Raw genomic sequence first — 12,567 nt, forward strand, 5'->3', positions numbered from 1 at the left:
CAAAACTGAAAGTGCTCATTTAGTTTTGTCCATTGAGATGGGAGAGACCCTGATTTATGATAATATCCGATAATGATAATCAATATCATTAATTCATTGCACAACGCACATGATATAGGGGGAGAAATAGAAATGAAAAAGGGCATTCGAAATACGGCAGTATTATTTACGGTTACGTGGTTATCCATTTTGCTACTGGCTTGTGGAAATCAGGCTACAACACCTGCTGCTGGCGCAGATGATTCCAAAGCAGCCACAAAAACCACAGAGACCCAAACTGCAACGGAAGAGACGAACGAGGGCGAGACCCGCGTATTCAAAGATTGGACAGGCCATGAGGTTGAGGTTCCTGTAAATCCGAAGCGAGTTATCTATCATGGAGAAGTTACAGGGGATCTGCTTGCGCTTGGTGTTGTTCCTGTCGGCATACTTCGTCAAGAGGGAACCGTATTCGATGATCAGGTTGCTCAGTCAGAAGATGTAGGATTTCCGATCAGTGTGGAAAAGGCGCTAGGCCTGAATCCCGATCTGATCATTTTCTCCAACAGTGACGAGGCTCAATATGATCAGATCGCGAAGGTTGCACCCACGGTTACATTTGATTCGTTCGGTTTAATAGAAGATCGCATGCGTATCCTTGGCGACTTGTTGAACAAGAAGCAAGAGGCAGAGGACTGGATCACGGCTCATCAAAAAGCGACGGAAGAGATGTGGACGCAACTTCATGAGAACGGATTAAAAGAAGGGGAGACGGCTTCGGTATTCACCATGTATCCCGGGAATCGTCTGTTTGTCATGGCGGGTGCAGGATTGCCACAGCTGTTATATGGAAAAGACGGGCTGAAGCCAACCGCGGAAATTCAGAAAGTATTGGATGCAGACATGGGATTCGTAGAAATTTCAACTGAAAAATTATCTGAATTTGCCGGTGATCGGATATTTATTCTGGATCCTGTGACTGACGATGCCAAGCAATCCACGAAGGAATTGCTGGATAGTTCAATTTGGAAGAACCTGCCTGCGGTGAAAGAAGGAAAAGTATATCGTTTTAATATCGTAAAAGCTTCTAGTGATGCTCTTTCCAGGGAGTGGCTGCTGCAAGAGCTGCCGAAACAGATGATCCAATAATTGGTGATGAGCTAGTAAGGCAACAGTAACACCTTTGAGGAATGCAGTTTTATAAAAGTAAAAGGAGCCTTCAACATTTCGTTGAACGCTCTTTTTTGCTGATTAAACTCATATCTGGATTATTAACAATTGCTCGCTTATAATCAGATCATACAGAATGATTGATAATTATTCTCATTTTAGAAAAACGAGGTGAACCGACATGCAGGCTTTGGATGCCGATGGGGGAACGTTGTTCTTTTCAGCATTCATGTTTCGGCTGGATCATCTGGTACGACGAATTGAACCACCTGAACAGGTGATGCTGGAAGTTGCTTGCGAGAAACATGCGTTCCTGATCTGCGAAGAAGGGGATGGGCGTTTATATATTGGACATGAACAGTTTCCGTTTACTACGGGATGTGTTTATCCGCTTTCTCCGGGAGAGGGGTACCAGATTGAACATCGTAATCACTCGGAATTGAAATATATCATGATGGATTTTGATGTTATTCATGTGTTGACGGGTGATCCGGAGCTCTTTACACGCCCTGTATTTGAGCACAGAAACCAATTGAATGGTTATCCCTATGCTCCGTTAAGTGGGCTGCTGGAGCAGATGTATGTAATTCGGAATTATAAAACAGATGCAGAATACAGTCATCTGAATGCACAGTTCCAAAAATGGATGGAGATGATAATTACCCGGTACACGTCTCCAAAGACGGAGCAGAGCATGGAAGCAAGGCTACAAAGTACGATTCAGTATGTGGACGATCATTATGCTGAAGAAATCACTGTACAGAAACTGGCACGTCTTGCGGAAATCAGACCTGTACAGTATACGACCCTGTTCAGACAACTCACGGGTCACAAGCCGCTCGATTATGTGAATCATGTGCGCATTAAACATGCCAAGGAATGGCTTCGCAAATCGGATGAACCGCTTCGGGATATAGCAAGCCGCGTGGGCTTTAAGGACGAGTATTATTTCAGCAGGCGTTTTCGCCAAATGACCGGATTGTCTCCTCGTCAATATGACAGATCTATTCAGCAGCAGACGTTGGTACAAGATTGGTTAGGTCATGATGTGAATATTCCAGTAAATCCGGAGCGAATTATGTATTATGGAGATTCCGCCGGAGATCTGCTGATGCTGGGCATTCAGTTGCTGGGAGATCAGACCTATGACGCGGTTGCTCCGGTTAATGTGGAAGCCGCTGTTATCATGAAGCCGGACTTGATTATTTTTGATAGCAGCAATGAACAGCAGTATGAACAACTTTCTCGGATTGCACCTACACTTGCTTACAATTCACATGCCATGTTGGACGAGCGAATGCGCTGTTTGGGCAATTGGTTTGGGAGACAATCTCAGGTTGAACAATGGCTAACCTCCTATGGGAAGCGTACTGAGCAGATGTGGGCGAAGATCCATACGGCGATTGAAGCAGGGGAAACGGCATCCGTATTTACATACCATCGGGGTGCACGATTATTTGTTATGGGCAATATCGGTCTGGCGCCTATGTTATATCATCCGATGGGATTCAGGCCAGTTACCAAAGTGAAGGAAGCACTTACGGCTGGCAGAGCCTATAAGGAAATTTCGGCTGAAGCAGTACGTCAGTATGCGGGAGATCATGTATTTGTCATGCTGCCTGAGGAAATCGTAGCCCGGCAGGCTACAGAGATGCTGATGAAAAGTCCCAGTTGGAATGCTCTTCCGGCTGTGCAGAATGGACGGGTATACCCTGTGGAGGAGTCGATCTGGAATGTGGGTGACGCGCTCACGAGTGATCGATTGCTGACCCTGCTGCCTGAGTTATTATGTGGAAGTTCATAACGAAAACAGGCTTGCAGTCCTCAGGAGGATCAAGCTATGATAGCAGGTATTACGGTTCAGAGGAGTGCTTGTCATGACAGAAAAACAACAGGGAGAAATGCGTGTAGCCCTGATTCAGGGCGATATTCAGCTCGGAGACCCTGAGGCCAATCATAAACATATGCAGTCGTTGCTTGAACGTGCGGTAGAACAATATCCGGATCTAGGGCTGGCTGTGCTACCTGAGATGTGGAATACCGGATACGCTTTGACGCAAATTCATGAACTCGCTGACCCGGAAGGCCAGAAATCACGGGAGTGGCTGTCTGCGTTTGCTCAAAAACATCAAATTTCCATCGTTGGCGGTTCAATCGCCGAGAAGCGGGATGGTCAAATATACAATACAATGTACGCTTATAATCGTGAAGGAAAACAGGTAACAAGATACGATAAATTACATTTGTTCCGTCTGATGGATGAGGAGAAATATCTACAGCCTGGTGCGGAACCTGAAATTTTTGAGTTGGAGAACGGTCTTACAGCTGGTGCTTCGATCTGTTATGATATCCGGTTTCCGGAACTTGCCCGCACACTTGCTTTGAACGGTGCCAAGGCATTGATTGTACCGGCCGAATGGCCGAACCCTCGTCTACACCACTGGCGTACGTTGCTTACGGCACGAGCGATTGAGAACCAGATGTATGTGATCGCCTGTAACCGCGTAGGTAAAGGGGGGGAGACCGAATTTTTCGGACACTCTCTCATCATTGATCCTTGGGGTGAGATTGTAGCTGAAGGTGGCGAAGGGGAAGAGATCGTGACCGGAATTATTCGTCCATCTCTGGTAGATGAGGTTCGCGGACGGATTCCCGTATTTGAAGACCGTCGACCTGGCGTTTATTTTGGCGAAAAATAAAAAAGCGGAATAAAATTTTCATCGGAGCGTTTATTCTTCCATGAGGCGGGTAATGATAACTATCCCGTCACCAAGGAGGATGATCAATCAATGGACAACCATGTGAAAGATACGCTCAGGAGACTGGAACAGGATAACACAAGGGAAGATCACTTAAGGGCATTCTTAGAGAATGGAGCAGGAGGGCTATCACCCCCTGATTCAACTGTTCAGGACGAAGGCCGTGTCATGAATCAGCAAAACAGGCTGACAAGCGATCGTAATTTACGTAAATAAACCGCCAAACATGAAGTTTTCTTATGTACGTTTCTACGTTAACATTATAAATTAGCATTGAAGCTAAACGATTTAACAAGCAACATTGTACTGTAACCAGATACTGTGATTGCAAGGTAAGAACTCTATCCTGCGGATGCGGGAAACGAGTATATGACAAAGGCTTGGCCCATTTGGGTCAAGCCTTTGTTTTGGTTCAGTATGAAATGTACCTAGAGAAATGTACCTATACCATAGAGCAATTTCTTAGTCTCCTTGAGACAGTTCGGCCACAGTCTGTTGAAACGTATGGATGAATGCCTCGGCTGCCTTCGACAGTACTCTGCCTTGACGATAAGCCACAACAAGAGTTCTGCTGGGTGTTGGCTCAGCGAGTGGGACGTATACAGGCACGAATTCACTGCGCGGGGCACGGGCGATAAAGCGTGGAACCAGTGTAATGCCCATACCAGTGGCGACCAGCGACTGAACGGTTTCAATATTTGTGCTTTCAAACACAACTTGGGGATCAAAACCAGCCTGCTCACAGAGATCAAATGTAAGTTTGCGGAAGCCCTGTCCTTTTTTCAATACAACAAAGGGTTCATCCCGAAGTTCTTCAATTCGCACAGGAAGCGGATGTTCCGGATCTGCCCTGCGTGCCAAAGGGTGATTCGGGGGAACTGCCAGATCAATCTTTTCCTCTCCAATGGCAACGTAGGCGAGACTTGGCTCTTGTAAAGGAAGAGATAACAGACTGAGATCTGCTTTGCCGCTTGCTGTCAATTTCTCAAGCGTAAGCCCGGAGTCTTCTAACAAGGTAACCTCAATCTCGGGATAAGCTTGTTGGAACGCAGGAAGCACATGTGGGAGCAGGTGTGATCCCGTGATCGGCATGCTGCCCACAACGACTTTACCTTTGCGAAGCTGGGAGATATCGGACATTTCTTGACGCAATAGCTCCACGGCATCTACGATCTTCTGGGCTTGCTCGACAAACGTAACACCCGCATGGGTTAACTCCACGGTACTTGTATTACGCTGAAACAGCAGCACACCCAATTCTTTTTCCAATTTGGATAATTGCTGGCTTAATGAAGGCTGGGCAATATGCAGCTTCTCTGCTGCTCGTGAGAAATTGCGTTCAGCCGCAATTTGCAACGTATATTGAAGTTGTCTGAATTCCATCGTTATTGGTCATTCCTTTCGTTATGCCACCATTATATCACTACAGATGAAGAAATCATTCTCTATGCAGGAACTATACTGGTAAAGTCAAGTTCCAAGAAGGTGCTTCTTTATTTTGTATAAAAGCATTGACAGCGAAGAGGCGGGAACGTAGTATAAGACTTATATGATAATGATAATTGTTATCAATTGAAACCTCTGCGATGAGCAGTGGTTTATTTGTCTTTCCCTCATTATAGGTTAAACCTATTACATCTATAGATATTATATCTTGGAACAATGAAGGACAGGGTGATATATTTATGTCATTCAAGAGCTTCACTTTTTAGAGGAAAACACGAGGCTCTTCCAAGGACCGAACTTATGATGAGGTGAAAATGATGAGTAAAAAAACGATGTTTGAGAAAATTTGGGAAAATCACGTAATTCATCAAGAAGAAGGCAAACCAAGCATTCTGTATATCGATCTGCATCTGGTGCACGAAGTAACTTCTCCGCAGGCATTTGAAGGCCTTCGTCTGAGTGGACGTAAAGTTCGTCGCCCTGAGCTGACATTTGCAACAATGGACCACAACGTTCCAACGAAAGACCGTTTCAACATTACAGATCCAATCTCCAAACAACAAATTGATACACTTTCGCAAAACTGTCGTGATTTCGGCGTGAAATTGTATGATCTGGATACGATTGATCAAGGCGTTGTTCACGTTATGGGACCTGAATTGGGTCTGACTCACCCGGGCAAAACGATTGTATGTGGTGACAGTCATACGTCCACACACGGTGCGTTTGGCGCACTGGCATTCGGAATCGGAACCAGTGAAGTTGAGCACGTTATGGCAACCCAATGTTTGCAACAAGCGAAAGCCAAAACAATGGAAGTTCGTTTTGTCGGCAAACGTAACCCGGGTGTAACCGCAAAAGACATGATCCTCGCAGTCATCGCTAAATACGGTACAGACTTTGCAACAGGTTATGTTATTGAGTACACAGGCGAATCCATCCGTGAGTTGAGCATGGAAGAGCGTATGACGGTCTGCAACATGTCCATCGAAGGTGGAGCAAGAGCAGGATTGATCGCGCCGGATGAAACAACATTTGAATATCTGCGTGGACGTGAGTATGTACCGGCGGATGCCAAGTTCGATGAAGCTGTAGCGGGTTGGAAACAGCTTGTAACAGATGAAGGTGCGGAGTTCGACCATATAGTTGAAATCGATGTGGAAACATTGATTCCGCAAGTAACTTGGGGAACAAGCCCAGGTATGGGAACCGACATTTCTTCGAAAGTTCCTGTTCCGGCTGAACTGCCTACTGAAAATGAACGTAAAGCGGCTGAAAAAGCGCTTGAATATATGGGACTTGAACCGGGAACACCAATCGCTGAGATTCCAATTGACTATGTATTTATCGGTTCTTGCACCAATGGACGGATCGAAGATCTGCGTGCAGCAGCACAAGTGGCTAAAGGTCACACGGTATCCAGTCAGGTTACAGCAATTGTTGTACCAGGTTCAGGACGAGTTAAAATCCAAGCAGAACAAGAAGGTTTGGATAAAATCTTTACGGAAGCTGGATTTGAATGGCGTGATGCGGGATGCAGCATGTGTCTGGCGATGAACCCGGATGTATTGAAGCCAGGACAACGTTGTGCTTCAACGTCCAACCGTAACTTTGAAGGACGCCAAGGACGCGGAGGACGTACGCATCTGGTATCTCCGGCAATGGCAGCAGCAGCGGCGGTTAAAGGTCACTTTGTGGATGTACGGGACTGGAATTTCAAAACGGAAGCAGCGATCTAATTTATAACAGACAGAAGGGAGAACGTTTAATATGGAAGAATTCAAGACATTACAAGGCATCGTTGCACCGGTAGACCGGGTCAATGTAGATACAGATGCAATCATTCCGAAACAGTTTTTGAAACGGATTGAACGTACCGGATTTGGACAATTTTTGTTCTATGAATGGCGTTTCGATGAAGAGGGCAACAACATTCCTTCTTTTGAAATGAACAAACCTCGTTACGAAGGGGCATCCATCCTGATCTCACGTGCCAACTTTGGCTGTGGATCTTCCCGTGAGCATGCGCCATGGGCGATTATGGATTACGGATTCCGTTGTGTCATCGCTCCATCTTATGCGGACATCTTCTATAATAACTGCTTTAAGAACGGAATCTTGCCAATCAAGCTGTCAGAAGAGCAAGTTGAAGACTTGTTCCAACGTACAGCAACACATGAAGGCTATGAGATGAATGTGAATCTGGAAAACAAAACAATTACTGATGCATACGGACTGCATATCGATTTTGATCTAGATGAGCATCGTCGTCAATTCCTGTTGCAAGGTCTGGACGATATCGGTCTCACCCTTCAACATGATGATGAGATCGCTGCGTATGAACAACGCCACGCGGCAAAACTGTTCGGTTAATCGTTAAAGTATCAGACAAGTAAAAAGCTTCTGTCTCCCCAAAGGAACCGTGTTCCTATCGGTGAGACAGAAGCTTTTTTTAATTTCAGAAGCTAATTTATATTAATGAGTCATCTATACGTAGAACTCCTGATCCTTCTTGGCCGAATACTTCAAAACATACTCCCCGTCATTCTCCAGTTCTCTGGATGCAATTTTGATTCGTGTGTAGTCCAGTCTCGTCTCTTTAAGCACACGCTTAATTGCTTGAATCCCGAGTTTTTCATCCACAACATAGCAGTATATATTCAACGCAAATGCTGTGACTGGATTTGCTGTCTTGCCCATATCGTGCCCATCGACAACGCCGAGCCCTTTCCAGCCCAGCTCACTGATCAGTGCCTCACTAGCTTTATCCTTGAGCCACAAATCACGTTTACTTCCTGCCATACTCTTCATGGGATATTGGATAAGCAATATGTAACCGTACTGATTGGCCGCTTCCTCATAGCCCTGATCTGTGAAGCGCGTTAGAAAATCATTTCTGTATTCGGCCTCATCACGATACAAACCGGGCAAGTCTGTTCTGGTCGTTGTGCCATAAGTTCCAACTGTACCGATGTGTTCCACAACCTGTGCTTCTTCAATCCAGTATTCCGCATAAAGTATCTTGCCATCTGATTCTTTCTTATATAGGGTGAGCATTCATTTCCCTCCTAGTCGTATGTTTTATCTAATAAATCACTTGTTTGCTGCAATTCCTGTGCCAGTATATGTATACTTTAAAGTTACATTAATAGAGGTAATATCGTCAATATATGACATCCTTGAAACGAAATCGATATACATTCATGTGAAAAGTGAACTGTGCTTGAAAAGCCATCTCCTTTTATAACCTTATTTCCGACTGAATATGACAACGTTGTAACCGGATGAAGGGGGAATATCTGATAAACTGATTAGTAGATTATGGAAGGTTACATAGCGTCATTGATGTTACGCTACAGAGAATCAGGCCGGATGTTCAAATGACAAAAAGAATGGTGGATGAGGTATGAAAAAATGGTCGACAGCAGTCGTTTTTCTTCTGTTCCTATGTTTATTTCCAATCATGGCCCATGCAGACACCACGCCCTCAATTGTGCTCGACGGTGTAACCATTAATCAGCAGACGGGAGCACCTGCAGAAAATATCGGAAAGACGGTTATGGTTCCGATCCGAATTGTATCTGAGAACCTGGGTTATGAGGTGAAGTGGGAGAAGGCAACCCAGTCAGTCCAGGTTCAAAAAGGAAACAGCACGATTCGAATGACGGCCGGCAAAGATGCAGCTACAGTGAATGGAAACGTGGTGAACCTGGATTCGCCTCCACTGATCAAACAAGGAACAACGCTTGTTCCGTTACGTTTTGTCGGGGAAGGCATGGGTCTGCGTGTGGGCTGGGACAATGGAACCAAGACAGTAAGCCTATTTAGTATTCCACCCGTAGTTGGAACAGAAGGTGACAGTGACCCCGTCGAGACGCCTGTCCCGGACGGTCTGACAGAACTTCAAGGCATTAGCTTCAGCGGAGATCGCTTAATTGTAGCGACAAACGGCAATATTAGCCCCAAAGTGTCCAGTCTTGGTGGGCCAGACCGCATTATTGTTGATCTGCCTGCAGCCACATTTTCTCAGGAATTCATTCAGGGACAAGCCTCTAACGCGGATGGTAGCGGACAGATTCTCGTTACGGATTCATCCCTGGTTTCCAAAGTTCGGTATGCTATGTTCAGCAAGACGCCTTCCACCGTACGTGTTGTTCTGGATTTGACTCAGACGGCCACCGCCAAATGGTCTGTTGGAGATAACAATGTCTTGCTCGTTGACCTGACAGCCACGAGTGGAGAACCCACAAGCCAACCGGCAGTACCTACGAATGATGGCAAAACGATTGTGGTCATTGATCCGGGACATGGTGGTCGTCAATCTGGGGCAGTGAGTTTGTCAGGAGCTTATGAGAAAGATTTCAATCTGGCCGTAGGGCTGAAGGTGCAGGCAATTCTTCAACAATACGAAGATATTCAGACGGTCGTTACACGCCAGGATGATACAGAGCTTTCGCTTAAACAACGCGTAGATATTGCTGAATTGAATAAGGCAGATGTTTTTGTGTCCATTCATGGAAACAAATTCACCACACCAGTACCAAACGGCATTGAAACGCTATACAGTCGCAAAGAAAGCAAGACTTTGGCTGACACCCTTCACAAACATGTATTGCCGATAACAGGCCTCAAGGATCGTGGCGTTAAAACGGCGAGTCTGCATGTGACTCGGGAAACAACCATGCCTGCTGTGTTACTTGAACTTGGTTTTTTAAGTAACCCAACAGATGAAGCAGTCATGCTCACCGAAGAATACCAGGATAAATGTGCACAGGCGATTGTGGACGGAATTGTTGAATTTTTGGGACTGTAAAGTAGATTGTGCGCAAATATGAAGGTTAGGGTAGTACGTTGTTTAGAGATGTATATTTGATAAATAAGGAAAAAAACAGACATTAAAATGTAAAAAAAGCTTGATCTGACAACGTTTTTTTTCTGTTATGTTGGAATATATTCGCAACTTTTGAGAGCGAAGGGCGTCTAATAGGTGTCTGGTAATGCCCAAGCGGTCAGTCGGAGTTGGAAAATGACAACATGCGGCAAAAAAATATGAGAATGGTAGGGGTGAAGGATGAAGAAGTTCGGTTTTTTGGTACTGTTATTTGTCTTTGGGCTCGTTTTCCCGGGCTATAGTCATGCAGCAACAGACACGAAAATTATCCTAGACGGAAAAGAAATCGTACAGCCATCGGATACGAAGGCGGAAATTATCAACAGCAAGGTGATGGTTCCGATCCGGGTTGTGTCTGAGAATCTTGGGTATAGCGTGGAGTGGAAGCAACAAACACAAACGGTGACTATTAGCAAAGACAACACTGCCATGCAGATGATTGTTGGACAGAAGACGGCAACGGTGAACGGCAGTAACGTAAACCTGGATGCCCCGCCACTCGTGAAAAATGGTACTACACTCGTGCCTCTCCGATTTATAGGTGAGGAAATGGGTCTTAAGGTGGGTTGGAACAATACCACGAAGACGGTAACATTAGTTACCCAGAATTCAGGTTCCGGAAACGGGACAACCACACCTCCGAACTCTGGCAATGAAGGCGGAGGATCGGATCAGGAAGGTCTTGTACTGGTGAACGGCATCAGCTTCAGCGACAACCGCTTCATGATTGCAACAAGCGGAAGTACGAAGCCGAACGTCTTCACGATGACAGGACCGGATCGAATCGTAATAGACTTGCCGAATACCGCATTTGCTGATTCATTCAGTGAAGGACAGGCTCTAGACAGCAACCAGAATGGACAACTCGTCGTTAGCGGTTATCCGGATGTGTCTAAGATTCGTTACTCGTTATACAGCAACAGTCCATCTACACTTCGTTTTGTGATCGATCTGTCCAGTTCAAAAGGGTACAGTGTGCAAAATGATTCCGGACTGATCATGGTTGACCTCAACAATCAAAGTGGTACGCCTGCCCCTCCAGTTGGTGATAATGGCAAAAAAATTGTCGTTATCGATGCAGGTCACGGAGATCAGGATCCTGGGGCAATCGGTATATCAGGCAAACGTGAAAAGGACTTCAATCTGGCAGTGACTCTGAAAGTGGAAGCCTTGTTGAAAAAAGAATCCAAAATTGACGTTGTGTTAACGCGCAGCGATGATACATTTTTGGCATTAAAAGAACGTGTGAAGATTGCACAGGACTTAAAAGCAGATATCTTCATCTCTATTCATTCTAACAGTGGTCCTGCTGCTGCGAATGGTGTAGAGACATTCTATACACGCTCCAACAGCAAAGCACTTGCTACAGTGATGCACAAGTATCTTTTGCAGTCTTCCGGACTGAAAGATCGTGGAGTGAAAACGGCAAGTCTCCATGTAACCCGTGAAACGACAATGCCAGCAGTTCTGCTGGAAGGAGGATTCCTTAGCAACAAGAGCGACGAGGCAGTAATGTTCACTGAAAGTTTCCAGAACAGCGTTGCCAAAGGCATTGTTGCAGGAATCAAGGAGTATCTGGGAATTAAATAAGGGACAAGCCCTTATGTTGAGGAGGCGGAGTTAGAATGAACAAGAAAATATGGATTGCAGCTTTGCTGGTAACGGTTATGGCAGTTGCTGCTGGATGTGGAAGCAAGCCAACAGCTGCTCCGAATCAGACGCAAGGCGCAGGAACCGAGACCAATGTGACCGAGGTTGAAGGCGAAACCATTACCGAACCGGTAACCGCTGAACCTGAAGAGAACACAACACCTTCAGAATCCACGGAAGGCAGCTCAGAAGAGACGACTACTCCGCCTAGCGGAACGTCCACGGAGACGCCAGCAACTTCCGAAGGTAATGAAAAGAAAACGATCACTGTATTCTATACGGATGAAGAAGAACTGGAGTTGCACAAAGCTTCGGCAGAGATTTCATATGCATCGGATGATGCCAAATACAAGGCTGCCTTTGAATCATTGCAACAGAGCAAAGACGCTAAACTTGTGCCACTGTGGGCGAAAGAAATTGAATTGAAATCTGTTCAATTCAAGGATGGAGCCCTTACGTTGGATATTCATATGCCAGATACGGCACGTCTTGGTGCAGGTGGAGAATCTTATGCGCTGGATGCTCTGAAACAAACATTTTTCCAGTTTGATGAAGTTAAATCACTTGACTTACTGGTGGACGGTCAGCAGTCCGAGAGTCTGATGGGCCATGTGGATCTTGAACATCCAATGACAAGATCCGAATAGGCTGTACAGCATGCTGGCGTACCGT

Annotated in this window: 11 protein-coding genes; 9 read left to right on the plus strand and 2 right to left on the minus strand. The window is 45.6% G+C overall.

Annotated elements, in window-relative coordinates; translation table 11 throughout:
- Nucleotides 1-132: 132 nt before the first annotated feature.
- The 4 genes from HF638_RS24220 (at nt 133) to HF638_RS24235 (ending at nt 4,124) form a co-directional block, all read left to right on the plus strand.
- The gene (locus tag HF638_RS24220; RefSeq protein ID WP_169482505.1) at nt 133-1,128 is read left to right on the plus strand and encodes an ABC transporter substrate-binding protein; all 996 of its coding nucleotides are present in this window, start codon (nt 133-135) and stop codon (nt 1,126-1,128) included.
- 202 nt (nt 1,129-1,330) lie between these two features.
- The gene (locus tag HF638_RS24225) at nt 1,331-2,953 is read left to right on the plus strand and encodes an AraC family transcriptional regulator (protein ID WP_169482507.1); all 1,623 of its coding nucleotides are present in this window, start codon (nt 1,331-1,333) and stop codon (nt 2,951-2,953) included.
- Nucleotides 2,954-3,026: 73 nt separating this feature from the next.
- Complete coding sequence (locus tag HF638_RS24230) at nt 3,027-3,848, plus strand: carbon-nitrogen family hydrolase (RefSeq protein ID WP_169482509.1); 822 nt, start codon at nt 3,027-3,029, stop codon at nt 3,846-3,848.
- Nucleotides 3,849-3,938: 90 nt separating this feature from the next.
- A complete protein-coding gene (locus tag HF638_RS24235) occupies nt 3,939-4,124 on the plus strand; it encodes a hypothetical protein (protein ID WP_017687767.1) in 186 nt (61 codons plus the stop codon).
- Nucleotides 4,125-4,370: 246 nt separating this feature from the next.
- On the opposite strand, the gene HF638_RS24240 is transcribed toward HF638_RS24235, so the two are convergent.
- Nucleotides 4,371-5,291, minus strand: coding sequence for a LysR family transcriptional regulator (locus HF638_RS24240; RefSeq protein WP_169482511.1), 921 nt, complete (start codon nt 5,289-5,291; stop codon nt 4,371-4,373).
- Between the two features lie 380 nt (nt 5,292-5,671).
- Between HF638_RS24240 and leuC the strand changes: the two genes are divergently transcribed.
- Together leuC and leuD are read left to right on the plus strand one after the other, a co-directional pair.
- Nucleotides 5,672-7,093, plus strand: a complete 1,422-nt coding sequence (gene leuC / locus HF638_RS24245) for a 3-isopropylmalate dehydratase large subunit (RefSeq protein ID WP_169482513.1) — start codon at nt 5,672-5,674, stop codon at nt 7,091-7,093.
- A 31-nt stretch (nt 7,094-7,124) separates the two neighbouring features.
- The gene (leuD, locus tag HF638_RS24250; RefSeq protein ID WP_169482515.1) at nt 7,125-7,727 is read left to right on the plus strand and encodes a 3-isopropylmalate dehydratase small subunit; all 603 of its coding nucleotides are present in this window, start codon (nt 7,125-7,127) and stop codon (nt 7,725-7,727) included.
- A gap of 114 nt (nt 7,728-7,841) precedes the next feature.
- On the opposite strand, the gene HF638_RS28465 is transcribed toward leuD, so the two are convergent.
- On the minus strand, nt 7,842-8,411 hold the full coding sequence (locus HF638_RS28465) for a hypothetical protein (RefSeq protein ID WP_211175769.1): 570 nt from the start codon (nt 8,409-8,411) through the stop codon (nt 7,842-7,844).
- A gap of 349 nt (nt 8,412-8,760) precedes the next feature.
- On the opposite strand from HF638_RS28465, the gene HF638_RS24260 reads away from it, so the two are divergent.
- The 3 genes from HF638_RS24260 (at nt 8,761) to HF638_RS24270 (ending at nt 12,542) form a co-directional block, all read left to right on the plus strand.
- Nucleotides 8,761-10,167 carry an N-acetylmuramoyl-L-alanine amidase family protein gene (locus HF638_RS24260; RefSeq protein WP_169482517.1) on the plus strand — a complete coding sequence of 469 codons (1,407 nt, stop codon included), beginning with the start codon at nt 8,761-8,763 and terminating at the stop codon, nt 10,165-10,167.
- A gap of 258 nt (nt 10,168-10,425) precedes the next feature.
- A complete protein-coding gene (locus HF638_RS24265; protein WP_169482519.1) occupies nt 10,426-11,835 on the plus strand; it encodes an N-acetylmuramoyl-L-alanine amidase family protein in 1,410 nt (469 codons plus the stop codon).
- 35 nt (nt 11,836-11,870) lie between these two features.
- Nucleotides 11,871-12,542 (plus strand): GerMN domain-containing protein, encoded by a 672-nt coding sequence (locus HF638_RS24270; protein WP_169482521.1) that lies wholly within the window; start codon nt 11,871-11,873, stop codon nt 12,540-12,542.
- The last annotated feature ends 25 nt before the right edge of the window (nt 12,543-12,567 follow it).

The organism is Paenibacillus sp. SZ31 (assembly GCF_012912005.1).
Lineage (GTDB): Bacteria > Bacillota > Bacilli > Paenibacillales > Paenibacillaceae > Paenibacillus.

Excerpts from the sequence above, each read along its gene's own strand:
- HF638_RS24220 (WP_169482505.1), top strand. The coding sequence starts at position 133 with ATGAAAAAGGGCATTCGAAATACGGCAGTATTATTTACGGTTACGTGG.
- HF638_RS24225 (WP_169482507.1), top strand. The coding sequence starts at position 1,331 with ATGCAGGCTTTGGATGCCGATGGGGGAACGTTGTTCTTTTCAGCATTC.
- HF638_RS24230 (WP_169482509.1), top strand. The coding sequence starts at position 3,027 with ATGACAGAAAAACAACAGGGAGAAATGCGTGTAGCCCTGATTCAGGGC.
- HF638_RS24235 (WP_017687767.1), top strand. The coding sequence starts at position 3,939 with ATGGACAACCATGTGAAAGATACGCTCAGGAGACTGGAACAGGATAAC.
- HF638_RS24240 (WP_169482511.1), bottom strand. The coding sequence starts at position 5,291 with ATGGAATTCAGACAACTTCAATATACGTTGCAAATTGCGGCTGAACGC.
- leuC (WP_169482513.1), top strand. The coding sequence starts at position 5,672 with ATGAGTAAAAAAACGATGTTTGAGAAAATTTGGGAAAATCACGTAATT.
- leuD (WP_169482515.1), top strand. The coding sequence starts at position 7,125 with ATGGAAGAATTCAAGACATTACAAGGCATCGTTGCACCGGTAGACCGG.
- HF638_RS28465 (WP_211175769.1), bottom strand. The coding sequence starts at position 8,411 with ATGCTCACCCTATATAAGAAAGAATCAGATGGCAAGATACTTTATGCG.
- HF638_RS24260 (WP_169482517.1), top strand. The coding sequence starts at position 8,761 with ATGAAAAAATGGTCGACAGCAGTCGTTTTTCTTCTGTTCCTATGTTTA.
- HF638_RS24265 (WP_169482519.1), top strand. The coding sequence starts at position 10,426 with ATGAAGAAGTTCGGTTTTTTGGTACTGTTATTTGTCTTTGGGCTCGTT.
- HF638_RS24270 (WP_169482521.1), top strand. The coding sequence starts at position 11,871 with ATGAACAAGAAAATATGGATTGCAGCTTTGCTGGTAACGGTTATGGCA.